We start from the raw sequence: 22,994 nt of genomic DNA on the forward strand, positions 1-22,994 counted from the left end.
CCCCGGAACGCTCGTGATGAACTGAATCTCTCTGCAATGGAGGCAACGTGACCACCCCCGCCACTACCCCAGCAGATGAGATCGCCGATTGCCCGTTCTGTGGTGAACCGGACGGGGAATGCGCCGAAAGCGCAGTGCCGAACAAGTTCGCGGTCTACTGCAACGGTTGCTTCTGTGAAGGACCGACTGCCGATACGCAGGCAGCCGCCATCTCCGCCTGGAACCGCCGAGCCACCCCCTCACCGGGGAAGGCGACGGAGCCGGTGGAGGACTTTCAAGCGCTATGCGACAGCCTGCCGGAAGGCGTGAATTGGGGCGATCCTCTGACGCTTGAGATTGCCGTAGCTCTCGCCTCACCGGGGAAGGCGGAGGCAGAGCGGTGGCAGCCGATTGAGACGGCGCCGAAGGATGGGAGCATGTTCCTGTGCTGGGTAAGCGCGGTCCGCCACACCCGCATCGACGGAGAGTTTGGCCTGCCGGCTGATGTGTCGGAGCCAGACTTCTGCCAATGGAATGCAAACGGCGGCGACGGTTACTGGGACAACATGATGGGGCAGATCGGCGACGAGTATAGCGTCACGCACTGGATGCCACTGCCAGCCGCACCGGGCGCCATCCAGCAGGGGAGCAACCATGACTGATCGTGATCTGTTGGTGCTGGCGGCTAAGGCGGCGGGGATGCGTCTGATGCGAACACCTGATGTGGGCGGCGTTTTCGTCCTCGATGGCCGGGAATGGAACCCACTGGAAGACGACGGCGACGCGCTGCGGCTGGCGGTCAGTCTGCATATTTGCATCGAGTTCGGATACTGCGCAGACGATGCGCCGATCGTGTACTGCGGCAGGTCGGAGTATCGCAGGGATTGGCCGCAGATGGCCAATTTCCCTGACCCGTACAAAGCCACCCGCCGCGCCATCGTCCGCGCCGCGGCCGAGATTGGACGGCAGGAGCGGGACAAATGAGCCAGCGATACAGTCTGTCCGTGAATCTCGGAGACGTGCTCAGCGTCTTTTTGGTGGCATACCTTCTCTGGAATGGCGAGTACCTGTTTGCTGCCATTCTAGGGATTCTGACCATTGGATTTTGGACTTCAGAAATCAAGCAGGAGCGGGACAAGCCGTGATCCGCACAGCCCAACGCCTGTATTCTCGATTTACAACGTATCGCCTGTAAATGCAGAAAGCAGCAGAACAGATGCTAGAGGTCACGCGCAGAGCGTGGCTCAGGGAGGATGAATGATCCGCTACCTTACAATTTCCAAGTTTGCGGCTGAGTCCGGTTACACGGAGAAGGCCATCCGCGCCAAGATCCACGACGGAGCATGGCCGGAAGGTGTATGGCTCAAGGCGGCAGACGGCCGCATTCTGATTGATGTGAAGGGGTATGAGGCATGGGTAGAGACGGCAGCGGTGTCAAGAAAGCCTCAGAGAGCAGCATCCAAATCTCGTTCACCTATCGTGGCGTTGAGTGCCGTGAGCGGGTTCGTCTCAAGCCCACTCCCGCTAACCTGAAGCGGGCCGAGCAGTGGCGGGCAACCGTCCTGCTCGCCATTGAGCAAGGGACGTTCGTCTACTCACAGAGCTTCCCGAACTCGCCCAACGCAGCCAAGTTTGCCGAGTACAAGGGCGAGGTGCAGACGGCCGGGGATTATCTGGAGGCTTGGCTGAAGCGCCAGGAGAAACACCTGAAGGCCAGCACCTACGACGGCTACCGCAAGATCGTGAACTACCACCTGATTCCGGAATTCGGCCGGATCAGGCTGGCCGACCTGAAGCGCACGACGGTGCGTGACTGGCTGGACAAGCTGGACTGCACGAACAAGCGCCTGGCGAATATCCAGAGCGTGCTGCGCAAGGCGCTGGACGACGCGGTTGATGACGAGCTGATCGCGGCGAATCCTCTTTATGGCTGGACGTACCGGAAGCAGGAAGGCCCGAAGGAAGAGGACGACATTGATCCGTTCACCCCGGACGAGCAGCGCGCCATCATCGACGCCCTGCCCGGCCAAGCGGCCAATCTAGTGCGCTTTGCCTTCTGGTCTGGACTCCGGACATCGGAACTCGTCGCGCTCGACTGGGGCGACGTGGACTGGCGCCGCGGCGTGGTGGTGGTCCGGAAGGCGTTGACGCAAACGGCCGAGGCGATGGAAGACACGAAGACGCGATCCAGCCGGCGCGAGGTCAAGATTCTGCCGCCCGCCTTGGCCGCGCTGGAGGCGCAGAAGGCTTTCACGTTCCTGGCCGGCAAGGAGGTGTTTCAGGACCCGCGCCACGGGGAGCGATGGGTAGGCGATTCCCCCATCCGTATCGTCTGGACGCGAGCGCTGAAGAAGGCGAAAGTCAGGTATCGCAAGCCGTACCAGACCAGGCACACCTACGCCTCCATGATGCTGTCAGCTGGTGAGCACCCAATGTGGGTGGCGCGGCAGATGGGGCATTCGAATGTGCAGACTACGACGCGGAGCTATGGGCGATGGATGCCGCTTGCGGACCCAGAAGCAGGCGGGAAAGCGGTGGAGAGATTCGCGGAACCGATGTTGCGATTCCCTGCCGATTCTTCACAGGATTCGACGGTAAACAGCGGGAAATAATCGCTGCCCTTACTGGCCTATTCCCTTATAAATCAAGGGCTTAGTGGCGGAGAGAGGGGGATTCGAACCCCCGATGGGCTATTAACCCATACACGCTTTCCAGGCGTGCGACTTAAACCACTCATCCATCTCTCCGGGAAGTCCGAGATTATAGCAGAGTTGCTTGGCGAATCCAGTGCTTCGTCGCCGGATCGGGCGCTGCGTGCCACGGCACCGCCCTACCCCTTGCGCAGGTAGGTCACCAATCTGTCGATCACCGGCGCGTTGCGCGGCGTCAGCAGGCTGACCACGATTGCCACCGCGAAGCCGGCCGGTACCCCGAAGGCGCCGGAGGCGATCGGATCGACGCCGAACCAGCGGTTGCCGAAGATGCCGGTCATGCGAGTGAAGAAGGGATAGTTGACGAAGATGTAGTACACCGCCACGCCGAGCCCGGCGACCATGCCGGCGACGGCGCCGGCGGCGGTGGTGCGGCGCCAGAAGATGCCAAGGATCAGGACCGGGAAGAAACTGGAGGCCGCCAGCGAGAAGGCGGCGCCGACCAGGAACAGGATATTGCCCGGGCGCAGCGATGTGACGTACGAGGCGAACAGCGCCACCGCCAGCAGCACGATCTTGGCGGTGGTGACGCGCCGCTGGTGGCTCGCTTGGCGGTCGACCATGTGATAGAAGACGTCGTGCGAAAGCGCGTTGGCAATGGTCAGCAGCAACCCGTCGGCGGTGGACAGCGCGGCGGCCAGCGCCCCGGCGGCGATCAACCCGGAGATGACGTACGGCAGGCCGGCGATTTCCGGCGCCGCCAGCACGATCATGTCGGGCTGCAGCAGGATCTCGGCCCATTGCACGATGCCGTCGCCGTTGACGTCGCGGATGCCGAACACCGGCGGATCGACCTTGCGCCATTGCACCACCCATTGCGGCAGTTCGGCGTACGAGGTGCCGACCAGGTGCTCGAAGAACTCGTATTTGACCAGCGCTGCTAGCGTGGGCGCCGAGACATAGAGCAAGGCGATGCAGAACACGGCCCAGGCCACGGAGTTGCGCGTTTCCCTGACTGACGGCGTGGTGTAGAGCCGCGTCAGGATGTGCGGCAGGCTGGCGGTGCCCACCATCAGGCAGAACACCAGCAGCACGAAATTGAGCCGCTTGGTCTTGCGCTCCTGCTCGGAGGCCGCGGGATAGGGTTCGGTGGACGACATCGAATGGCGGCTCCGGGCCAGCGCCTCTTCGCGCTGCTGGTGCCATTGCTGCTGCGCGGCGGCGGCGTCGCGCGGGAATTCCAGCCGCTCGCGCTCCAGCGCCTTGATCTCGCGCAACGGCGCATTGCGGCTGCGCAGATCCTGCAGGCGCGCGTCCAGCGCATCGCGCTCCTGCGAGAAAGAATCCGGCAAGCGGGCAATGCGTTCCTGCAGCAGGATGGCCTGCTGCCGATAGTAGTCGCGCACCGCCTGCTCGGCCGGCTCGCGCTCCAGTTGCTGTTCGCGGGCATCCAGTTGCGTCAGCAGCGAGCCGTAGCTCAGCTGCGGCAGCGGTTCCTGGTGATGCTTCCACGCGATCATCGAGACCGTGACCAGGAACGCCACGATCATCATGATGTACTGCGCCACCTGCGTCCACGTCACCGCGCGCATGCCGCCAAGGAAGGAGCAGACCAGGATGCCCGCCAGCCCGAAGAAGATGCCAACGGCAAACTCCACGCCGATGAAGCGCGTTACCACCAGCCCCACACCCTGGATCTGCGCCACCAGGTAGACGAACGAGCAAAGCGAGGCGGCCAGCACCGCGATGGCGCGCACCGGCAGGTTGCCGCCGGGCTTGCCGTTGCCGTAGCGCGCGGCGAGGAAGTCGGGGATAGTGTAGCCGCCGTACTTGCGCAGGTATGGCGCCAGCAGGAAGGCCACCAGGCAGTAGCCGCCGGTCCACCCCATCACATAGGCCAGCCCCTCGTAGCCGGAGGAAAACAGGATGCCGGCCAGGCCGATGAACGACGCCGCGCTCATCCAGTCGGCGGCAATCGCCATGCCGTTGAACATCGCTGGCACGCGCCGCGATGCGACGTAGTACTCGTTGAGATCGGAGGTGCGGCAGATCAGCCCGATGCAGGCATAGATCGCGATGGTGATGAACAGGAACACGTAGCCGAGCCACAGCGCATCGGCATTGGAGCGTTCCAGCAGTCCCATCATGCCCACGAAGCCGAACAGCCCCAGCGTGAACAGGCCGTAGTACAGCAGCAACCGTCGGCGAAAGCGCGACTGGGCTTCGGGCATGAGGGGACAGTCCGTGTCGGTGGGAAGCTATCGTAACAAACCCGCCGGCGCGCGGGTGCGCGGCGGCGGGTTCAGGTTGCGGCTCCGGCTGGCCGGATCACCAGCGGATTACTGCGCCTGCTTGAGCTGCTCGAGGATGGCCGGGTTCTCCAGCGTCGAAGTGTCCTGCGTGATCTCTTCGCCCTTGGCCAGCGAACGCAGCAGGCGGCGCATGATCTTGCCCGAGCGCGTCTTGGGCAGGTTGTCGCCAAAGCGGATGTCCTTGGGCTTGGCGATCGGGCCGATCTCCTTGCCGACCCAGTTGCGCAACTCGGTGGCGATCTTCACGGCTTCGTCGCCCGTCGGACGCGAGCGCTTGAGCACGACGAAAGCGCAGATGGCCTCGCCGGTCATGTCGTCTGGGCGGCCTACCACCGCGGCCTCGGCCACCAGCGGGTTGGCCACCAGCGCCGACTCGATCTCCATCGTGCCCATGCGGTGGCCCGACACGTTCAGCACGTCGTCGATGCGGCCCATGATGGTGAAGTAGCCGGTGTCCTTGTCGCGGATCGAGCCGTCGCCGGCGAGGTAGAGCTTGCCGCCGAGTTCCTCGGGGAAATAGCTCTTCTTGAAGCGCTCCGGATCGCCCCAGATCGTGCGGATCATCGCCGGCCACGGGCGCTTGACCACCAGGATGCCGCCGCTGCCGTTGGGCACGTCCTGGCCGGTCTCGTCGACGATGGCGGCCATGATGCCCGGCAGCGGCAGCGTGCACGAACCCGGCACCAGCGGCGTCGCGCCCGGCAGCGGCGTGATCATGTGGCCGCCGGTCTCGGTCTGCCAGAAGGTGTCGACGATCGGGCAGCGCTCGTTGCCGATATTCTTGTAGTACCACATCCATGCTTCCGGATTGATCGGTTCCCCGACCGTGCCGAGCAGGCGCAGGCTGGACAAGTCGTACTGCTTCGGGTGGATCTTCTCGTCGGCCTCGGCGGCCTTGATCAGCGAGCGGATCGCGGTCGGCGCGGTGTAGAAGATGCTGACCTTGTGGCGCGCGATCATGTCCCAGAAGCGGCCCGCGTTCGGGTAGGTCGGCACGCCCTCGAACACCACCTGGGTAGCGCCGGCGGCCAGCGGGCCGTAGGCGATATAGGTATGGCCGGTGACCCAGCCGATATCGGCGGTACACCAGAACAGGTCGTCGGGCTTGATGTCGAAGGTCCATTTCATCGTCATCAGCGCCCACAGCAGGTAGCCCCCGGTGCTGTGCTGCACGCCCTTGGGCTTGCCGGTCGAGCCCGAGGTGTAGAGCACGAACAGCGGGTGCTCGGCGCTGACGGGCTCCGCTTCGCAGGTATCCGGCTGGTTGGCGCTGACGTCCTCCATCGAGCGGTCGCGGCCTTCGGTCCAGCCGACGTTGCCGCCGGTGCGGCGGTAGACGATCACGTTCTTCACGGCCTCGCAACCGCCCAGCGCCAGCGCGTCGTCGGCGATGGCCTTCAGCGGCAACGCCTTGCCGCCGCGCATCTGCTCGTCGGCGGTGATCAGCGCCACCGCACCCACGTCGACCAGCCGCTCCTGCAGCGACTTGGCCGAGAAGCCGCCGAACACCACCGAGTGCGTCGCGCCCAGCCGCGCGCAGGCCTGCATCGCGACCACGCCCTCGACCGACATCGGCATGTAGATCACCACACGGTCGCCCTTCTTGATGCCGAGCGACTTCAGCCCATTGGCGAAGCGGCACACCTTGCCGTGCAGTTCGCGGTAGGTGATGCGGCTGACGGTGCCGTCGTCGGCCTCGAACACGATCGCGACCTTGTCGGCATTGCCATTCTGCAGGTTGCGGTCCAGGCAGTTGTACGAGGCGTTGAGCTCGCCGTCTTCGAACCACTTGTAGAACGGTGCGTTGCCCTCGTCCAGCACCTTGGTGAAGGGCTTGTTCCAGTGCAGCAGTTCGCGGGCGTAACGGGCCCAGAAGCCCTCGTAGTCGCGTTCGGCCTCGTCGCACAGGGCCTGGTAGGCTTCCATGCTGGGGATGGCGGCCTGGCTGGCAAACGCCTCGGGCGGGTTGAACACGCGATGCTCCTGCATCACCGATTCGATGGCGGACATGGACTGGTCTCCTGATTTTGAACTGGCTTTGGCTGCCACGTTACGCCCGACGCCTTACTTAAACCTGACGATAAATCCGCTCCAGCCGGCAGGACAAGACACTGCAACGTGTTGCAATGCAGCGGGAAGAATCGGGGGGCGCGCGCGAAAGTGCAGCCTTCTCCATTAGGCTAGCACAGCTATAATGCCGCGAGCCTGATACCTGAATGCGACGACGTCCCTTGCCACGCAGCCGTCGCGCTGGCCAGCCCTCATCAGTCCTCGCCAGCCCAACCCAGCCCGGATACTTGCACCCTGCCGGCCTGCTGGCCGGAAGACCCAAGGCAACTACGCCGTGCCCGCCAACGCTCCTGTCTTCGCTCCCGTCTACGTGCTGTTCCTGGTTGCCTCGATGGCGCTGGTCGGCAGCAACGTCGGCCTCGGCAAGTCGATCATCGCGCATGTGCCGGTGCTGCTGTTCGCGCTGCTGCGCTTTGTCATTGCCATCGTCTGCCTGTCACCCTGGTACCGGCCCGCCCGCATGCGCCGCGTCTCGCGCGGGGAATGGCTGAACTTGTTCCTGCAGGCGTTCTTCGGCACCTTCCTGTTTACGCTGCTGATGCTCAACGGCGTGCGGCTGACCAGCGCCATGGCCGCGGGCGTGATCACCAGCACCATCCCCGCCACCGTGGCGCTGCTGTCCTGGCTGCTGCTGCGCGAACGGCTGTCGCGGCGCACGATGGTGTCGGTGCTGCTCGCGGTGGCCGGCATCGCCGTGCTCAACATCGCCCGTGGCGATGCCCACGGTGCCGGCGCAGGCAGCCAGGCGTGGCTGGGCAACCTGATGATCATGGGCGCGGTGGTGTGCGAGTCGATCTACGTGATCCTGTCGCGCCGGCTCACGCAGACGCTGGCCGCCATCGAGATCTGCGCCTACACGCACCTGATCGGCGGCCTGCTGATGCTGCCGCTGGGACTGTTGCCGCTGCTGAACTTCGACGCCGCCGCGGTGCCGGCGCAGACCTGGCTGATGGTGCTGTGGTACGCGCTGTCGGCCAGCGTGTTCTCGTTCTGGCTATGGATGAAGGGCATCCGCCATGTGCCGGCGCAGCTTGCCGGCGTCTTCACCTCGGTGCTGCCGGTGGCCGCGGCCACCTACGGCATCGTCTTCCTGGGCGAACAGCCGGGCTGGCCGCACGGCGTAGCGCTGGCATGCGTGCTGGCCGGGATCGTACTGGCCAGCTGGCCGGGCCGGATGGCGCGCGGCGCGTGGCGCGGCAAGGCGGCTGGCGCGGATCCGGGCGCGCGGGCCTGACCGCTGCGACGTCAGCGGTTACCGCCGGTAACACAGCGTTGCCATGGTCGCTTGGTACAATCCACGCCGATTTTCAACTCGCCGACCCCGCCCCCCATGGCTTCCAACCCGATTCCCACACCGCAGCCCCAAACCCTGCGGCCCATCCCGAGCATCATCTTCGCGTCGCGCTGGCTGCAACTGCCGCTGTACCTGGGCTTGATCGTGGCCCAGGGCGTCTACGTCTACCACTTCCTGATCGAAGTCTGGCATCTGCTCGCGCATGTGACCGAGTTTGACGAGAACAAGATCATGCTGGTGGTGCTGGGCCTGATCGACGTGGTGATGATCTCCAACCTGCTCATCATGGTGATCGTCGGCGGCTACGAGACCTTCGTCTCGCGGCTTGGCATCGACAACCATCCCGACGAGCCCGAATGGCTCGATCACGTCAACGCCGGCGTGCTGAAGGTCAAGCTGTCGATGGCGCTGATCGGGATCTCGTCGATTCATCTGCTCAAGACCTTTATCGACGCCGAGCAACGCACCACACATACCATCATGTGGCAGGTGGCGATCCACCTCGCATTCCTGCTGTCGGCGGTGGCGATGGCATGGGTGGACCGCATGGTCACCCATCCCGCCGGCGCGCACGGCAAGCACTAAGGGCGGCTTGCATGGCCAACCGGCCTGCATTATTCCGACCGCGGCCATGTGCCGCGGTTTTTGCTTTTGAGCCGGCGCGACAACGGCCAGCGGCGCTTGCCGCACATTAGTGGCTGTGGACGGATGTATGCAGCCCGGCAGAGCGCCGCCGCTCAGTGTATGATTTCGGGCTGTGTTTCACCGCTGCCCACACCCCACAAAATGACCGTCATCAAGCAAGAAGACCTCATCCAGAGCGTCGCCGACTCGCTGCAGTACATCAGCTACTACCATCCGATGGACTACATCACCAGCCTGGGCCGCGCCTATGAGCTGGAGCAGAGCCCGGCGGCCAAGGACGCGATCGCGCAGATCCTGACCAACAGCCGCATGTGCGCGGAAGGCAAGCGCCCGATCTGCCAGGACACCGGCATCGTCACGGTGTTCGTCAAGGTCGGCATGGATGTGCGGTGGGACGGCGCCACCATGGGCCTGACCGACATGATCAACGAGGGCGTGCGGCGCGGCTATACGCATCCCGACAACGTGCTGCGCGCGTCGATCGTCAGCCCGCCCGAAGGCGGCCGCAAGAACACCAAGGACAACACCCCGGCCGTGATCCACTATGAAGTGGTGCCGGGCAACACCGTCGACATCCAGGTCGCGGCCAAGGGCGGCGGTTCGGAGAACAAGTCCAAGTTCGTGATGCTGAACCCGTCCGACTCGATCGTCGACTGGGTACTGAAGACCGTGCCGACCATGGGCGCCGGCTGGTGCCCGCCGGGCATGCTGGGCATCGGCATCGGCGGCACCGCCGAGAAGGCGATGGTGATGGCCAAGGAATCGCTGATGGAGTCCATCGACATCCAGGACATCATCGCGCGCGGCCCGAAGGACTGGATCGAGGAACTGCGCGTCGAGCTGTATGAGAAGGTCAACGCGCTCGGCATCGGCGCGCAGGGCCTGGGCGGCCTGGCCACCGTGCTGGACGTGAAGATCATGGCCTGCCCGACGCACGCGGCGTCCAAGCCGGTCGCGATGATCCCGAACTGCGCCGCCACCCGCCACGTGCATTTCACGCTGGACGGCAGCGGACCGGCCAAGCTGGAAGCGCCGGACCTGTCGCAATGGCCGAAGGTCGAGTGGGCGCCGAACACCGAGACCTCCAAGCGCGTCGACCTGAATACGCTGACGCCGGAAGAAGTCGCTTCGTGGAAGCCGGGCCAGACCCTGCTGCTCAATGGCAAAATGCTGACCGGCCGCGACGCCGCGCACAAGCGCATCGCCGACATGCTGGCCAAGGGCGAGAAGCTGCCGGTGGACTTCAAGAACCGCGTGATCTACTACGTCGGCCCGGTCGATCCGGTGCGTGACGAAGCCGTCGGCCCCGCCGGCCCCACCACCGCGACGCGCATGGACAAGTTCACCGAGATGATGCTGGCCGAAACCGGCCTGATCTCGATGATCGGCAAGGCCGAGCGCGGCCCGGTGGCGATCGAGGCGATCAAGAAGCACAAGTCGGCCTACCTGATGGCCGTCGGCGGCGCCGCCTACCTGGTGGCCAAGGCGATCAAGGAAGCCAAGGTGGTCGGCTTTGAAGACCTGGGCATGGAGGCGATCTACGAGTTCGATGTCAAGGACATGCCGGTGACGGTTGCCGTGGACAGCGAAGGCACTTCGGTGCACAAGACCGGCCCGGCGGAATGGCAGGCCAAGATCGGCAAGATTCCGGTGGCGGCGCTTTAATTCCTGCAGGCACGGCTCCACTCTCCCGCGCGCGGGAGAGGGGTTGGGGGAGAGGGCGGGCGCGTGGCAAGCACCGTGACGCCTCACTTCGTGGGCCCGCCTGCCCTCTCCCCCGCCCCTCTCCCATATATGGGAGAGGGGAGAAAACAATCCCTTCATCCCGCCCCGTGAACCCAGCACCCATCGGCGTCTTCGATTCCGGCCTCGGCGGCCTGTCGGTGCTGCGCGAGATCCGCGCGCTGCTGCCGCATGAGCCGCTGCTGTACCTCGCCGATTCGAAGTACGCGCCCTACGGCGAAAAACCCGAGCATTTTGTCGAAGCGCGCACGCTGCAGGCCTGCGAGTGGATGATCGGCCAGGGCTGCAAGGCGCTGGTGGTCGCCTGCAATACCGCCACCGGCCATGCCGTGGCCTTGCTGCGCGAGCGGCTGCCGGTACCGATCATCGGCGTCGAACCCGGCCTGAAGCCCGCGGCCGCGGCCAGCCGCAGCAAGGTGGTCGGCGTGCTGGCAACCGCCAATACGCTCAAGAGCGCGAAGTTCGCGCGGCTGCTGGCATCGCTGGACGGCGAAAGCCGCTTCCTGTGCCAGGCCGGGCTGGGACTGGTGACGCTGGTCGAACAAGGCCAGATCGACGGACCCAGCGTACGCGAGCGCCTCGAAGCCTATCTCGCGCCCATGCTGGAAGCCGGCGCCGATACCCTGGTGCTGGGCTGCACCCACTATCCGTTCCTGTCAGGCGCCATCCGGGCCATCGCCGGCAATCGGCTGGCGCTGGTCGATACCGGCAGCGCGGTCGCGCGCCAGCTGGCGCGCAAGCTTGCCGAGCATGCGCTGGCCGCCCCGCCCGGGACTGCACGGCGCGATCGCTTTCTCTCCACCAAGGACGCCGCGCATCTGCGCGCGATGGTGGCGACGCTGCTGCAGGTGCAAGCCGACGCCGAAACCGTGGTGATCGAACCGGCGCCGGCGTTCTGACCAGCGCCTGCCGTCAGCGCAGGAAGCCCAGCGGGCGGTGCTCGCGCACCTCCGGCTTGATCGCATGCTCCTGGCGCAACTGCGCCAGGAATTCATCCGGCGTCAGCGCCTCGCCCAGCAGCACGCACTGGCGCTTGACCGTGGCAAAGTCGCCAGGCGTCAGGCAATCCATCGCGCCCAGGTCGCTGCGCATGGCGTCGGTCAGGCCGGCGGCATCGCCATCGAGCGCCTCGTCGACAAACATCGCCACGCGTTGCGCGGGCTTGAGCGCGAGGAAGCGGATCTTGAACGAGAAGCGGCGCAGCGCGGCCTCGTCGATGCGGTCGAACAGGTTGGTGGTGCAGATGAAGATGCCGTTGAAGCGCTCCATGCCCTGCAGCATCTCGTTGACTTCGGAGATCTCGTAGTTGCGCACCGCCTGCTGGCGGCTCTGCATGAAGCTGTCGGCCTCGTCCAGCAGCAGCACCGCGCCGTCCTCTTCGGCACGCGCGAACATCGCGGCAATCTGCTGTTCGGTCTCGCCCACGTACTTGCTCATCAGGTCCGAGGCGCGCCGGATCATCAGCGGCAGGTCCAGCTCGGCCGCGATATGCTCGGCCAGCGCGGTCTTGCCGGTGCCCGGCGGGCCATAGAAGCACAGCGTGCCGCGCTGGCGCACGCGCAGCGCGTCGACGATCTTGACCACCTCGTAGCGGGTCTCGAGGTGCAGGTTCTCGAGCCGGTAGTGCGTGACCACCGGGCGCGCTTCGGCCTCGGGGCGCAGGCCCATGGCGCGGTCGGCATGCTCGAGCTGGCGCAGGATCAGCGCCTCGACCGGCTCCTCGACGTTCGGCCGCGCGAGTTCGACAAAGCGCGCCGCCGATTGCACCTGCGCGGGCGTCAGCGTCTTGCGCCCGGCCAGGCCGGTGATAAAGGCATCGCTGACATCCAGCCCGCCCAGGTGCTTGCGGATGATGTTCTCGCGCACCAGCGGCGGCGGGATCTTCAGCTCGAGGTGGAACTGGAAGCGGCGCAGGTACGCCGGGTCGATCTGCCGGATCGAATTGGAAATCCAGATCACCGGCACGGGATTCTGCTCGAGCGTCTGGTTGACCCAGGCCTTGCCATTGACCGACGCGCGTGTATCTTCCTGGCCGAACAGGCTCATCAGCTCGCGCCCGGTGCCGGGAAACACGTCTTCCACTTCATCGAACAGCAGCGCGGTATGGGCGCGCCCGCGCAGGAACGCCTGCGACACCTGCAGCGAGCGGTAGCGGTCCTTGCCCGATAGGCTGTTGCCGTCGCGATCCAGGCAATCGACCTCATACAGCTCGCAGCCGGCCTCGCGCGCCAGCAGCCGCGCGAATTCGGTCTTGCCGGTGCCGGGCGGGCCGTAGATCAGCACATTGACACCGCTGGCGTGCTGGCGCGTGGCATTGGCCAGCAGCGCGCGCAGGTAGCGCGCGTCGGTCTCCACATGCGGATAGTCGGCGGTGGTCAGCGTGGGCGGCGCGGCCGGGCGCGTGAATACCGCCATCATCTCGGCCTCGTTGGCGTAGTTGCCGAGCAGGACGTGCAGCAGCCGGTCCGACAACCGCATCAGGTCGCCCAGGTCGGTCACGCTGTTTTCCGGCAGCGGCTGCTCGATCAGGTTCAGCGTCTCCAGCCGCGAGCCGGGCCGCAGCGAGGCCGCCACGTCGGCCGCACCGGCGCCGGTCAGGCCCGCCAGGATCTGGAACGCCTCCTGGCTGTGCGCCACCTTGCAGTCGACCATGACCGCGCGCAAGTCGCGCTTGTACTTGGCCAGCGCCGCATACAGCAGCAGCTTGCGCTCATGGTCGGGCAGGTCCAGCACGTGGCTGAGCATGTCGATATTGCGCACCAGCAGCACACGCTCGCCTTCCAGCCGCTGGGCGATCGCCGCGGCCGACGCATCGAACACGGCGAACATGTCCTTGGCGTGGTGCTTGACGTACTCGTCGAGGTAATAGAACAGCGCGCTTTCATCGAAGGCGCTGTTCCACTGGCCATGGCGGTCCAGGAATTCTTCCGGCGTCAGGCGGGCCGCCCCTTTCCAGGCGGGCATGTCGGCACAGCGCGCGGCCAGGAAGCGCTGCACGCGCAGCACCACGCCGTAGGGCCACACCATCTCCTGCGCGCTGACAGTCAGGACATCGTTGATATTGCTGCGCAGGTTAAAGCGCGGTCCCAGCGCGCAGACCACGCGCAAGGCAAACTGGGCGCACATCCAGTCCAGCGCCGAACTCGACGATACGCCATGCATGGAGCGCAGAAGCGTCGATCGGTCATCTTCAGCAAAACGTGTGAAGTCCATGGACGAGTCCCCGAGCGCGCGATGCGCAATGGCGGGGCCGCGACAGGCGCACCGCCGCGTCTGCAGTGTCTTCCTATGCTAGCGCGCTTTCCCACGCTACGCGCACGCCTGCGCGCAACCGGTGCCCGTGATGGTGACCTGGGGCACGGAAACGCGGTGCACGGCGCCAGCGGGCATGCACGAACGCTTCTCGCTCCCGATGCAGGTCTGGACTTGCCGGTATAACGTGCCAGGGCAGAAAATTCCAGTTGCGACGCACAAATCACAACAAATAAGAATCATTATCGTTTATACTCAGCAGCTGACACGCTGCCCCAGAGTAGCGCTCCCACGGCAACCCTGTTGAAGGAGCGTTTATCATGGAATTGCTGCTTAGCCTGCTGGTCGGTTGCGGCATCTCGCTGATCCTGTTTTATCGCAAGTGACGGCGCACAGCCGCTACGGTGCCGCCGCCGGCAGACTTTTGTTGTTGACACATGTTCGATCAACGCTTCTTCAAGATTACGCTTGCCGTACTGCTGTTCCACGTCGGCCTGCTTTACCTCATCCAGAGCGGCCTGGGCCGCAAGCTTACCGAGGCCGTGATCGCGCCGGAGATCGTCGCGCGCATCATTCCGCTGGAACCGCCCAGGCAGGAAGCCCCGCCCGAGCCGCCCAAACCCAAGCCCAAGCAGGAAACCCCGCCGCCAAAGCAGGTCAAGGTGACCACGCCCAAGCCGACGCCGCCTCAGCCCAAGCCGGCGCCGCAGCCGGTGGCCGACCTGCCGCCGACGCCGTCCGCACCGGAAGCGCCGCCCGCCCCGCCGGCACCACCGGCACCGCCCGAGCCGGCGCCGGCACCGGTTTCCGCCGCGCCGCGCGCAGTCGGCATCGGCGAAATCCAGTGCACGCCGCCGCAACCGAAGTATCCTTCGCAGTCACGCCGCATGGGCGAGACCGGCAAGGCCGTGGTACGGCTGACCACCGACGAAAGCGGCAAGGTCGTGAAAACTGCAGTGGTCTCATCGAGCGGCTCGTCGCGGCTTGACCAGGCCGCGGTGGAGGCGGTGCAGGCGATGCGCTGCAAGCCTTACCTGGACAACGGCCGCGCCGTCGCCGTCACGGCGCAGCAGCCGATCGGCTTTGAACTGAATTGAGCGTCCCCTATTTCCGATCTCCGATCTGACCTAAACCAAGCGAACTCACAGGAACCAACACATGCAGGACCTCGGACTCACCCACCTCTGGTCGCAAGGCGACTTCGTCATGCGTGCGACCGCCATCATTCTGCTGATCATGTCGCTCGCCTCATGGATCGTAATCCTGACCAAGGCGTGGGATCTGGTGCGCCTGAAGAAGATGGCGCAAGGCGCGGAAAAGCGCTTCTGGCACTCGGACGATTTCGACCACGCGCTGGAAACCCTGGGCGCGGGCGATGCCAACCCGTTCCGCACGCTCGCCATCACCGGCAAGGAAGCCGCCCAGCACCATCGCGCCAGCCAGCCGCAACTGCACGACGTGATGGATATCTCCGACTGGCTGACCCGCTCGCTGAAGAGCTCCATCGATGAATCGGTGGCGCGCATGCAGTCGGGCCTGGCCGTGCTGGCGTCGGTGGGCTCGACCGCGCCGTTCGTCGGCCTGTTCGGCACCGTGTGGGGCATCTACCACGCGCTGATCGGCATCGGCGCTTCGGGCGTGCCGACCATCGACAAGGTTGCCGGCCCGGTGGGCGAGGCGCTGATCATGACCGCCTTCGGCCTGGCCGTGGCAATCCCCGCGGTACTGGGCTATAACGCCCTCACCCGCGGCAACAAGTCGGTGATCTCGAAGCTCAACCGCTTTGCCCACGACCTGCACGCCTACTTCGTCACCGGCGCGCGCGTACGCCCGACCGGCGCCCGCGCCGAGGACGGCACCGTGCGCCTGGCCGCGGCACAGCGCTAAACTCCTAGCAAGGAAGTCATCATGGCATTCGGCACTCTCGAAGGGGACGACGACGAGGTGATGAGCGAAATCAACATGACGCCGCTGGTCGACGTCATGCTGGTGCTGCTGATCATCTTCATCATCACCATCCCCGTGATCAACCATGCGGTGAAGATCGACCTGCCGCGCGCCACCAACACGCCGAACGAGCCGAAGCCGCAGAACATCAACGTGTCAATCGATGCGAGCGGCAAGGTCTTCTGGAACCAGGTGGAAGTGGACCAGGCCACGCTGGAAAGCAATATCGCGCTGGCCGCGCAGCAGCAGCCGCAGCCTGAGCTGCATCTGCGCGCGGACCGCGCGGTGCGCTACGAGCGCGTGGCCGAAGTCATGGCCGCCGCGCAGCATGGCGGCCTGGGCAAGATCGGTTTCATCACCGAACCCAAGCAGTAAGCCGGCGCCTGCGGGCGCCCTCGAACGACAAAGGGCACCTTCGGGTGCCCTTTTGTTATGGGGCCGCCAACTCGCACGCAGCTGCCCGCTCGCACTGCGGTACCTCCGTAGCCGTAACCTGAATCTTGGGAAGAGGCTATTGTAATGATAACGGTTCTCATTTAATATCATTCCATTGACTGCCCCAGCCGCGGCACGGCCGCCCTGGTTGCACTCCCCTTACTCTCCTATCGCAGAACGGAGCCAGATGATGAGCACACTTTCCCTGCCGCTGTCGCAACCCCGAGAAGTTAGCCGCCGCCGCTTGTCGCTGCGCCGCGTCGACGTGGTCGCGCAGCCGCGCCGGGATGCCAGCGCAAAGGCCACCCCGTCGGCGATCGCCTCGGTCAAGTCCGCCGTGGCCGCCCTGCCTGCGCGCCTGGAGGCGCTGGTGCGCGACAGTCTGAGCTCGGCGCCCGCCGGCGAGCCGGTGGCGCTGGAAGCTATCATGCGCGGTGCCAACACGCTGCCGATCCTGCACAACGGCGAGGTCTACACGCTGCGCGTGACGCGCTACGGCAAGCTGATCCTGACGAAATGAAGCGGCCCCGCGGCAATTCCTCAGGGAGGCAGGCGGGAGAAGCGATATGAAACCCGCGCCAGGCGCGGACGCCACGAGCGTGGCAGCAAAGACTTTTGTGGGGACCACCTCGGAACGAGGTGTTGGGCAGTAGCCAGGTATGCAAGCCGCAGGCGGGAGTCAGACCCCACGCCAGGCCGGCCGTACCCAGCCATGCCCTCTTTTATGCCGCCCCGCAGGCCATGCCTGCCGGGCCTTTTCATGCACCGGCGTCAGCGCCGGCGCGATCGCCTTACAGGCCCAGCGCGGCGATGCCGGCACGCGCGACCTGCGCGTCCTCGGTCGACTTCACGCCCGACACGCCGACGGCACCCACCACCTGCTCATTGCAGACGATGGGCACGCCGCCCTCCAGCATGCCGTGCAGCACGGGCGCCGTCATGAACGAGTAGCGGCCGTTGTTGATCATGTCTTCGTAGACCTTCGACTCACGGCGGCCCAGCGCGGAGGTACGCGCCTTTTCTCCGGCGATATAGGCCGAGATCGGGGCGGCGCCGTCCAGGCGCTGCATGCCCAGCATATGGCCGCCGTCGTCGACCACGACGATGGACACGGCCCAGTGATGGTTCTTTGCTTCGGTTTCCGCTGCGGCCATGATCTTCTTCACGTCGTCTGCCGTCAGAACCGTCTTTTGCTGCATGCCACTCTCCTGGTCATTGATTTGGATAGAGGCCGAAGTATAGCGCTGCACCTGCGCCATCGTCATGGCAAGCGGGCCGCCATGAACTGCCGCCGGACTTACCACGGCAAAATGGCCCGCGAGCGGGCCATTGGTCATGCGAGGGCTGGAGCGGTGCGATCACGCGCCGTCGGTGAACGTATCCGGCTTGCCCAGCTTGGCGCCGTCGGTGTACGGGTCAGCCTTGCCGACACGTGCGCCGTCCGTGAAGGGATCCGGCTTGCCAACCTTCGCGCCGTCGGTGTACGGGTCGACTGCGCCGATCTTGGCGCCGTCGAGATACGGATCGACCTTGCCCACAGCGGCGAACGAGGCGGTGGAGGCAGTGCCCAGGACCGCCAGGGCGGCGGCGGCAATCACGGCTTGTTTGATCTTCATAAGATTCCCCTTGCTTCTTGGTTGGTCAAGGCATCGCCGGCCCGGACAACAGGCGTCATAGCGATGTCACACCATTAGTTTAGGGAAAACCCCTACCCTGGTGCAGGTGACGCTTTGAGCAGTCTGTTCAAATATTTTGACCTCGATCAAGACCCGATGCTATGCCCGGAACCTGTCGGCGAGCGTTATGTCGCAGTGCAGCGCCAAATAGCAAAGGGCCCGGAATTGGGCCCTTTGCTTCAGAAGACGCAGACCGCGCCTAGTCGCGCCACCTGCCATGTCCGTGACCATGGCCACGGTGATAGCCCGGCGGGCCGTAGTAACCGCGGGGGCCGCCGTAATAGCGCGGCGGGCCATAGTAGCCAGGCCCGTAGTAGACCGGCCGCGGGCGAACCACCACCGGCGGCGGCCCGTAGTAGACCGGAGCCGGGGCCACCACCACCGGAGGCGGACCATAGTAAGCCGGAGCGGGCGGATAATACGCCGGCGCACCAATCACCACGCCCGGAACGCCGACAGCTACCCCGACGCTCACATGGGCCATGGCTGCGCCAGACGCCAACCCGGCGGCAATACCGAATGCTGCAAGCCACCAACGTTTCATATCCGCCTCTCAAAGTGGGATTTCTCTTAACTGGTATTGTAGGGGTTCGGAAATTTCCAGGTGCAACGGCGCACACGACATTGTTACCAGCCGTAACAGTGTCGTCACTTTTCCGTCTGGGGCGGCGGGGGCGACGACTTGTTAGTGGTCCGCCCGTCGGCGCACTTGCGTCCGGGATGCCAAGCCACCACAATACCGGGCTTGCCGTGCGGCCGTGGAGAAATTGGTAGACTCAGCAGACTTAAAATCTGCCGCCTTTCCAGGCTTACGGGTTCGAGTCCCGTCGGCCGCACCAGGAAGAGTTGCCAGGCCAGTTGCCGGGCAGTTGCTGTCTCAAAGCAAAAAGAGGGAGCCATCGCCCCCTCTTCCGCTTACGTCAGGACCGCTCCTGTCACGCCATCGCGTAGCACATCAGCGCTCCTACCCCCATCAGGAACACAAACAACACCCCTGCCAGCGCCAGCGGCTTGCGGCCGGCGCGCACCAGGTCGCCGATGCGGGTGTGCAGGCCGATCGCCAGCATGGCGCAGGCCAGCAGCCAGTTATCGAGCGCGATCAGCGGGCCCTTCCAGGCGGTAGGCACGGCACCGGCAGAATTGACCGCCATCACCGCGACAAAGCCCACGGCGAACCACGGCACCGACTTCATGATGCCGCGCAGGCGGCCGGCACCGGCGCCCTCTTGTGCCGACTGCGATCCGCCTTGCGGCCACAGCGCCATCAGCAGCAGCAGCGGGCCCAGGGCCAGCACGCGCACCATCTTGGCCACCACGGCGGCGTCGGCGGTCGGCTCGCTGATCATCTTGCCGGCGGCGATCACCTGGGCCACCTCGTGCAGCGTGGCCCCGGTGAAGATGCCGAACATGCGCTCGCTGACGGCCCAGTGCCAGTGGCCCGTGGCCAGTTCGTACAAGTAGGGATAGAGCAGCATGCCGACGGTGCCGAACAGCACCACCGTCGCCACCGCCACGGCAGTCTGCTTGTCATCGGTGCGCACCACTGACGACACGGCAATGGCCGCGGCCGCGCCGCAGATGGCGCTGCCGGAACTGACCAGGATGGCCTCGCGGCGGCTCAGGCCGAAGAACGCCGTGCCCACCCAGGTGCCGAACAGCAGCGTGGCGACCAGCATGGTCAGCGGCACCGCGATGCCCGGCAGGCCCAGCGCGACGATCGAGGCGAAGGTCAGGCGCAGCCCGTACAGCGCCACGCCCAGCCGCAGCAGGTAGTGCCGCGCGACTTGCATGCCGGGCGCCAGCGGCGCCAGCCACTGGCGCGGCAGCGTATTGGCCGCGACCATGCCGGCGCACATGGCCAGCGTCAGCGCGCTGAGCCCGTAGCGCGATACCGCCGGGTGCTCGGCCAGCGCAATCGCCAGCCAGGCAATGCCGCCAAGCGGGAGCAGTGTCAGCAGCCGCTGTGACCAGGGCGGCGGTAAGGCCGGCGCGGCGGCCGGAGCGGTGCGGGGGCTGGAGACGGAAGACATGGTGGGTTCAGGTGATGTGCTTTAGTGACTCCAGCGTAATGGCGCGCACCTAACCCGTAAAACGGGTAATATCGTTATGCGTTATTGATATTTTCGATATGGACCTGCATCCCACCCCACCTGCGGCATCCCGGCCCGAGCAACGCCCGTTGCGACTGACGCTGCGCCAGCTGTCGGTCTTCGTCGCGGTAGCGCAGCATGGCAGCACCATGGCGGCGGCGCAGGCGCTGGCGATGTCGCAATCCGCAGTCAGTGCCTCGCTGGCTGAGCTGGAGCGCGCGCTGGACAGCCCGCTGTTCGACCGCATCGCCCGCCGCCTCAGCATCAATGAAACTGGTAGGCAGTTTTTTCCGCGCGCGCTGTCGCTGCTGGACCAGGCCCAGGAACTGGAACGCTTTGCCAGCCAGACCGGGGTCCAGCTGCGCATTGCTGCCAGCAACACCATCGGCAGCTATATGCTGCCGCCGTTGCTGGCGGGCTTCCGCCATTCGCGCAGCGGCCCATGCACGCTGGACCTGCGCATCGGCAATACCCGTGAAGTGCTGCAGTCGCTGCTTCAGTTCGAAGCCGATATCGGCCTGGTCGAAGGCGCCAGCCATGAACGCGACCTTCGCAGTGTGCGCTGGTGCGACGACGAGATGGTGGTGATCGTCGGCCCGTCCCATCCGCTGGCCGCCGCCCCGCATGACATGGTGGCACTGCGCGATGCCGAATGGATCGTGCGCGAGCCCGGCTCCGGCACGCGCGAGGTCATCGAGGAGCGGCTGGTGCCGCTGCTCGGCGAATTGCGCTTCGCGCTGGAACTGGGCAACGCCGAGGCCATCAAGCGCGCCGTGATGAGCGGCTTTGGCGTGAGCTGCCTGTCGCTGCACGTGGTGCGCGACGAGCTGGAGCGCGGCACGCTGGTGGCAATCCGCGAGGGCCTGCCGCACATCGTGCGCCCCTTGCAGTTGGTCGTGCACCAGGACAAGTTCCCGACCCAGGGGCTGCTGGCGTTCACCGAATACCTGCGCACCATGGCGCCGCGCATCGGCGCCTGAACCGGGCCTCAGGCCGGCTGCGGGTCCGCGCCACGGGCGCGGCGCGCCGTGTACAGGTCCAGCATGTGGAACAGCACGGGATTGAGCATGATCGACAGCAGCGCGCCGGCCAGGATCAGCGCCTGGCCGCGCTCCGGCAGGATCTTCAGGTAGACGCCCAGGCTGGCGAGGATGAACGAGAATTCGCCGATCTGCGCCAGGCTGACGGCAATGGTCATGCCAGTCTGCCCCGCATGCCCGAAGGCGCGCACGATGCCCAGCGCCGCCAGCGACTTGCCGACCACGATGATAAACACCGTCGCCAGCACCCCCCACGGGTCGTTCACCAGCACCATCGGATCGAACAGCATGCCCACCGACACAAAGAAAAGCACGGCGAAGGCATCGCGCAGCGGCAGCGACTCCTCGGCCGCACGATGGCTGAATTCCGATTCGGCGAGCACCATGCCGGCAAAGAACGCGCCCAGCGCGAACGACACGCCGAACAATGCATAGGCGCCATAGGCCACGCCCAGCGCCGTCGCCAGCACGCCCAGGCGGAACATCTCGCGGTTGCCGGTCCAGACGATGCGTTCGAGCATCCAGGGAATAAAGCGGCGGCCGATCACCAGCATCACCGCAACGAAGGCCGCCACCTTGCCGAGCGTGGCGAAGATCGCCAGCATCACCTCGCCCGTGCCCGGGCCGGCATCGCTTGCAATCTCCCCCGCGCCGGCCAGCAGCCCCGCCATCGCCGGCAGCAGCACCAGCGCCAGCACCATCGCCAGGTCTTCCACGATCAGCCAGCCGACGGCAATGCGTCCCTGCGGCGATTCCACCAGGTTGCGCTCCTGCAGGGCCTTCAGCAGCACCACGGTGCTGGCCACCGACAGCGCCAGCCCGTACACCAGCCCCTGCCCCCACGACCAGCCGAAGCCCCACGCCACCAGCATGCCCATCAGCGTGGCAATGCCGATCTGCACCACCGCGCCCGGAATGGCGATGCGCTTGACCGCCATCAGGTCCTTGATCGAGAAATGCAGGCCAACGCCGAACATCAGCAGGATCACGCCCAGTTCGGCCAGTTCCGGCGCCAACGCCTGATCGGCGGTGTAGCCGGGGGTATGCGGCCCCACCACGATGCCGGCGCACAGGTAGCCGATCAACGGGGGCAGGCGCAGCCGGCTGGCGACCGCGCCAAGGATAAAGGCCAGGACGATACCGCCGACAATGGTGCTGATAAGCGGGGTGGCGTGATGCATGCGTGCGGGATTCCTCGTGTCAGGGGCTGAACGGCTAACCCGCTTCCTTGCCCTGGCAAGTGGCACAGCGCATCCGGCGCGCACCAGCGGGCAGCGCGGGACAGTCGCCGCGGCCATCGGCAGCAGCAGCGGAACGGGGAAGAACGGGAAATGCCGCAGCGGCCCCGGACACGCCGGCGGCGCGTCACGGATCGGGGATGGCGATTGACATGCTGCCCCGCGAACCAAGCCACGGAGCCCCCCGAAAAGCGTACGACAGGAGTAATGTAACATGCCCGCCACGTCCGGGCGGCGCCCCCGGTCGGGAAAACAAAAACGGCGCCCTAAGGCGCCGTTCTGCTTGCAACTGGAGGCGGAGGTCGGAATCGAACCGGCGTACACGGCTTTGCAGGCCGCTGCATAACCACTCTGCCACCCCGCCAGGTGACGTGCTGCTGGATTGTATCCGCATTCAGCCGGGGCTGCCGCAGCGCTTCGGTGCGGCAAGGTGCTGCGCGGCGATTCAACCCAAACAAAAAGGGAAGCGCTGCTTCCCTTTGGGGATTGGAGCGGGAGACGAGTCTCGAACTCGCGACCTCAACCTTGGCAAGGTTGCGCTCTACCAACTGAGCTACTCCCGCATACAACTTTCACTGCCGGCCCCGCACCGCGATAATCGCGCTGCCGAACCTGTTTTGAC

The 22,994-nt window shown here is 65.5% G+C and carries 21 protein-coding genes and 4 tRNA genes; 14 read left to right on the plus strand and 11 right to left on the minus strand.

Annotated features, from left to right (window positions below; all coding sequences use genetic code 11):
- The first annotated feature begins 47 nt into the window (after positions 1-47).
- The 4 genes from E5S69_RS32835 to E5S69_RS28150 all read left to right on the plus strand — a co-directional run bounded on the left by E5S69_RS32835 (position 48) and on the right by E5S69_RS28150 (position 2,591).
- Positions 48-641 carry a Lar family restriction alleviation protein gene (locus tag E5S69_RS32835; protein ID WP_171517739.1) on the plus strand — a complete coding sequence of 198 codons (594 nt, stop codon included), beginning with the start codon at positions 48-50 and terminating at the stop codon, positions 639-641.
- Positions 634-963 (plus strand): hypothetical protein, encoded by a 330-nt coding sequence (locus tag E5S69_RS28140; RefSeq protein WP_171517740.1) that lies wholly within the window; start codon positions 634-636, stop codon positions 961-963. The genes E5S69_RS32835 and E5S69_RS28140 overlap by 8 nt, the downstream gene beginning before the upstream one ends.
- Positions 960-1,124: a hypothetical protein gene (locus E5S69_RS28145; RefSeq protein ID WP_171517741.1), complete on the plus strand. Its 165-nt coding sequence runs from the start codon at positions 960-962 to the stop codon at positions 1,122-1,124. The genes E5S69_RS28140 and E5S69_RS28145 overlap by 4 nt, the downstream gene beginning before the upstream one ends.
- 267 nt (positions 1,125-1,391) lie before the next feature.
- On the plus strand, positions 1,392-2,591 hold the full coding sequence (locus E5S69_RS28150) for a site-specific integrase (RefSeq protein ID WP_171517742.1): 1,200 nt from the start codon (positions 1,392-1,394) through the stop codon (positions 2,589-2,591).
- A gap of 44 nt (positions 2,592-2,635) precedes the next feature.
- On the opposite strand, the gene E5S69_RS28155 is transcribed toward E5S69_RS28150, so the two are convergent.
- From E5S69_RS28155 to acs, 3 genes are all read right to left on the minus strand, one after another.
- Positions 2,636-2,726: transfer RNA gene (locus E5S69_RS28155), tRNA-Ser, on the minus strand.
- Between the two features lie 83 nt (positions 2,727-2,809).
- Entirely contained in the window at positions 2,810-4,861 is a 2,052-nt protein-coding gene (locus E5S69_RS28160) for a VC_2705 family sodium/solute symporter (RefSeq protein WP_171517743.1), read from the minus strand.
- Between the two features lie 108 nt (positions 4,862-4,969).
- Positions 4,970-6,952 (minus strand): acetate--CoA ligase, encoded by a 1,983-nt coding sequence (gene acs / locus E5S69_RS28165; RefSeq protein ID WP_171517744.1) that lies wholly within the window; start codon positions 6,950-6,952, stop codon positions 4,970-4,972.
- Between the two features lie 334 nt (positions 6,953-7,286).
- Here acs and E5S69_RS28170 point away from each other — a divergent pair, with 334 nt between their 5' ends.
- From E5S69_RS28170 to murI, 4 genes are all read left to right on the plus strand, one after another.
- Entirely contained in the window at positions 7,287-8,246 is a 960-nt protein-coding gene (locus E5S69_RS28170; protein WP_171517745.1) for an EamA family transporter, read from the plus strand.
- 96 nt (positions 8,247-8,342) lie between these two features.
- Positions 8,343-8,891, plus strand: a complete 549-nt coding sequence (locus E5S69_RS28175) for a TIGR00645 family protein (RefSeq protein ID WP_171517746.1) — start codon at positions 8,343-8,345, stop codon at positions 8,889-8,891.
- A gap of 201 nt (positions 8,892-9,092) precedes the next feature.
- Positions 9,093-10,616, plus strand: coding sequence for a fumarate hydratase (locus E5S69_RS28180; RefSeq protein ID WP_171517747.1), 1,524 nt, complete (start codon positions 9,093-9,095; stop codon positions 10,614-10,616).
- A 167-nt stretch (positions 10,617-10,783) separates the two neighbouring features.
- A complete protein-coding gene (gene murI / locus E5S69_RS28185; RefSeq protein ID WP_171517748.1) occupies positions 10,784-11,593 on the plus strand; it encodes a glutamate racemase in 810 nt (269 codons plus the stop codon).
- Positions 11,594-11,606: 13 nt separating this feature from the next.
- Here the strand turns inward: murI and E5S69_RS28190 are convergent, their stop codons facing one another.
- Positions 11,607-13,907 (minus strand): AAA family ATPase, encoded by a 2,301-nt coding sequence (locus E5S69_RS28190; RefSeq protein WP_171517749.1) that lies wholly within the window; start codon positions 13,905-13,907, stop codon positions 11,607-11,609.
- A gap of 476 nt (positions 13,908-14,383) precedes the next feature.
- Here E5S69_RS28190 and E5S69_RS28195 point away from each other — a divergent pair, with 476 nt between their 5' ends.
- The 4 genes from E5S69_RS28195 (at position 14,384) to E5S69_RS28210 (ending at position 16,848) form a co-directional block, all read left to right on the plus strand.
- Complete coding sequence (locus E5S69_RS28195; protein ID WP_171517750.1) at positions 14,384-15,043, plus strand: energy transducer TonB; 660 nt, start codon at positions 14,384-14,386, stop codon at positions 15,041-15,043.
- Positions 15,044-15,104: 61 nt separating this feature from the next.
- Positions 15,105-15,833 (plus strand): MotA/TolQ/ExbB proton channel family protein, encoded by a 729-nt coding sequence (locus E5S69_RS28200; protein ID WP_171517751.1) that lies wholly within the window; start codon positions 15,105-15,107, stop codon positions 15,831-15,833.
- A 21-nt stretch (positions 15,834-15,854) separates the two neighbouring features.
- Entirely contained in the window at positions 15,855-16,268 is a 414-nt protein-coding gene (locus E5S69_RS28205; protein WP_171517752.1) for an ExbD/TolR family protein, read from the plus strand.
- A 250-nt stretch (positions 16,269-16,518) separates the two neighbouring features.
- Positions 16,519-16,848: a hemin uptake protein HemP gene (locus tag E5S69_RS28210; protein WP_171517753.1), complete on the plus strand. Its 330-nt coding sequence runs from the start codon at positions 16,519-16,521 to the stop codon at positions 16,846-16,848.
- A gap of 271 nt (positions 16,849-17,119) precedes the next feature.
- On the opposite strand, the gene E5S69_RS28215 is transcribed toward E5S69_RS28210, so the two are convergent.
- The 3 genes from E5S69_RS28215 to E5S69_RS28225 form a co-directional block, all read right to left on the minus strand.
- Positions 17,120-17,527 (minus strand): heme-binding protein, encoded by a 408-nt coding sequence (locus E5S69_RS28215; RefSeq protein ID WP_171517754.1) that lies wholly within the window; start codon positions 17,525-17,527, stop codon positions 17,120-17,122.
- A 159-nt stretch (positions 17,528-17,686) separates the two neighbouring features.
- Entirely contained in the window at positions 17,687-17,944 is a 258-nt protein-coding gene (locus E5S69_RS28220) for a hypothetical protein (protein WP_171517755.1), read from the minus strand.
- Between the two features lie 259 nt (positions 17,945-18,203).
- The gene (locus E5S69_RS28225) at positions 18,204-18,548 is read right to left on the minus strand and encodes a hypothetical protein (RefSeq protein WP_171517756.1); all 345 of its coding nucleotides are present in this window, start codon (positions 18,546-18,548) and stop codon (positions 18,204-18,206) included.
- 208 nt (positions 18,549-18,756) lie between these two features.
- On the opposite strand from E5S69_RS28225, the gene E5S69_RS28230 reads away from it, so the two are divergent.
- Positions 18,757-18,843 (plus strand) — tRNA-Leu (locus tag E5S69_RS28230).
- A 96-nt stretch (positions 18,844-18,939) separates the two neighbouring features.
- Here the strand turns inward: E5S69_RS28230 and E5S69_RS28235 are convergent.
- Positions 18,940-20,034 carry a YeiH family protein gene (locus E5S69_RS28235; protein WP_171517757.1) on the minus strand — a complete coding sequence of 365 codons (1,095 nt, stop codon included), beginning with the start codon at positions 20,032-20,034 and terminating at the stop codon, positions 18,940-18,942.
- 98 nt (positions 20,035-20,132) lie between these two features.
- Here E5S69_RS28235 and E5S69_RS28240 point away from each other — a divergent pair, with 98 nt between their 5' ends.
- Positions 20,133-21,074, plus strand: a complete 942-nt coding sequence (locus E5S69_RS28240) for a LysR family transcriptional regulator (RefSeq protein WP_171517758.1) — start codon at positions 20,133-20,135, stop codon at positions 21,072-21,074.
- Positions 21,075-21,082: 8 nt separating this feature from the next.
- On the opposite strand, the gene E5S69_RS28245 is transcribed toward E5S69_RS28240, so the two are convergent.
- The 3 genes from E5S69_RS28245 to E5S69_RS28260 form a co-directional block, all read right to left on the minus strand.
- A complete protein-coding gene (locus tag E5S69_RS28245) occupies positions 21,083-22,315 on the minus strand; it encodes a cation:proton antiporter (RefSeq protein WP_171517759.1) in 1,233 nt (410 codons plus the stop codon).
- Between the two features lie 347 nt (positions 22,316-22,662).
- A tRNA-Cys gene (locus tag E5S69_RS28255) sits at positions 22,663-22,736 on the minus strand.
- Between the two features lie 123 nt (positions 22,737-22,859).
- Positions 22,860-22,935: transfer RNA gene (locus E5S69_RS28260), tRNA-Gly, on the minus strand.
- Positions 22,936-22,994 lie beyond the last annotated feature (59 nt).

The organism is Cupriavidus necator, assembly GCF_013141915.1.
Lineage (GTDB): Bacteria > Pseudomonadota > Gammaproteobacteria > Burkholderiales > Burkholderiaceae > Cupriavidus > Cupriavidus necator_B.

What these genes read in the sequence shown, in the direction of transcription:
- E5S69_RS28220 (WP_171517755.1), bottom strand. Translation starts at nt 17,944, where the DNA reads ATGAAGATCAAACAAGCCGTGATTGCCGCCGCCGCCCTGGCGGTCCTG.
- E5S69_RS28240 (WP_171517758.1), top strand. Translation starts at nt 20,133, where the DNA reads ATGGACCTGCATCCCACCCCACCTGCGGCATCCCGGCCCGAGCAACGC.
- acs (WP_171517744.1), bottom strand. Translation starts at nt 6,952, where the DNA reads ATGTCCGCCATCGAATCGGTGATGCAGGAGCATCGCGTGTTCAACCCG.
- E5S69_RS28195 (WP_171517750.1), top strand. Translation starts at nt 14,384, where the DNA reads ATGTTCGATCAACGCTTCTTCAAGATTACGCTTGCCGTACTGCTGTTC.
- E5S69_RS28215 (WP_171517754.1), bottom strand. Translation starts at nt 17,527, where the DNA reads ATGCAGCAAAAGACGGTTCTGACGGCAGACGACGTGAAGAAGATCATG.
- E5S69_RS28180 (WP_171517747.1), top strand. Translation starts at nt 9,093, where the DNA reads ATGACCGTCATCAAGCAAGAAGACCTCATCCAGAGCGTCGCCGACTCG.
- E5S69_RS28160 (WP_171517743.1), bottom strand. Translation starts at nt 4,861, where the DNA reads ATGCCCGAAGCCCAGTCGCGCTTTCGCCGACGGTTGCTGCTGTACTAC.
- E5S69_RS28210 (WP_171517753.1), top strand. Translation starts at nt 16,519, where the DNA reads ATGAGCACACTTTCCCTGCCGCTGTCGCAACCCCGAGAAGTTAGCCGC.
- E5S69_RS28205 (WP_171517752.1), top strand. Translation starts at nt 15,855, where the DNA reads ATGGCATTCGGCACTCTCGAAGGGGACGACGACGAGGTGATGAGCGAA.
- E5S69_RS28225 (WP_171517756.1), bottom strand. Translation starts at nt 18,548, where the DNA reads ATGAAACGTTGGTGGCTTGCAGCATTCGGTATTGCCGCCGGGTTGGCG.
- E5S69_RS28140 (WP_171517740.1), top strand. Translation starts at nt 634, where the DNA reads ATGACTGATCGTGATCTGTTGGTGCTGGCGGCTAAGGCGGCGGGGATG.
- E5S69_RS28200 (WP_171517751.1), top strand. Translation starts at nt 15,105, where the DNA reads ATGCAGGACCTCGGACTCACCCACCTCTGGTCGCAAGGCGACTTCGTC.
- E5S69_RS28175 (WP_171517746.1), top strand. Translation starts at nt 8,343, where the DNA reads ATGGCTTCCAACCCGATTCCCACACCGCAGCCCCAAACCCTGCGGCCC.
- E5S69_RS28235 (WP_171517757.1), bottom strand. Translation starts at nt 20,034, where the DNA reads ATGTCTTCCGTCTCCAGCCCCCGCACCGCTCCGGCCGCCGCGCCGGCC.
- E5S69_RS28190 (WP_171517749.1), bottom strand. Translation starts at nt 13,907, where the DNA reads ATGGACTTCACACGTTTTGCTGAAGATGACCGATCGACGCTTCTGCGC.
- E5S69_RS28150 (WP_171517742.1), top strand. Translation starts at nt 1,392, where the DNA reads ATGGGTAGAGACGGCAGCGGTGTCAAGAAAGCCTCAGAGAGCAGCATC.
- E5S69_RS28245 (WP_171517759.1), bottom strand. Translation starts at nt 22,315, where the DNA reads ATGCATCACGCCACCCCGCTTATCAGCACCATTGTCGGCGGTATCGTC.
- E5S69_RS28145 (WP_171517741.1), top strand. Translation starts at nt 960, where the DNA reads ATGAGCCAGCGATACAGTCTGTCCGTGAATCTCGGAGACGTGCTCAGC.